Genomic DNA, 281 nt, shown 5'->3' with positions numbered 1-281 from the left:
ACTGCTTCACTATCGGTCGCTAGGAAGTATTTAGCCTTGGCAGATGGTCCTGCCGGATTCATACGGGGTTTCACGTGCCCCGCACTACTCGGGATCCGTCTCGGAGGGAACAGACTTTCAATTACAGGGCTTTTACCTTCGTTGGCGGGCCTTTCCAGACCTCTTCGTTTAACCGGTTCCTTTGTAACTCCATGTGAGACGTCCCACAACCCCAGAGAGCAAGCTCTCTGGTTTGGGCTTCTCCGCGTTCGCTCGCCGCTACTGACGGAATCACTATTGTT

General features: G+C 53.7%; 1 rRNA gene. It reads right to left on the bottom strand.

Annotated features, from left to right (window positions below):
• A 23S ribosomal RNA gene (locus HP552_RS01230) occupies positions 1 to 281 on the bottom strand; the annotation flags it as partial.

It is taken from the genome of Paenibacillus xylanilyticus (genome assembly GCF_013359935.1).
GTDB classification, from domain to species: Bacteria; Bacillota; Bacilli; order Paenibacillales; family Paenibacillaceae; genus Paenibacillus; species Paenibacillus xylanilyticus.
This window is presented reverse-complemented; position numbering and strand designations above follow the sequence as displayed.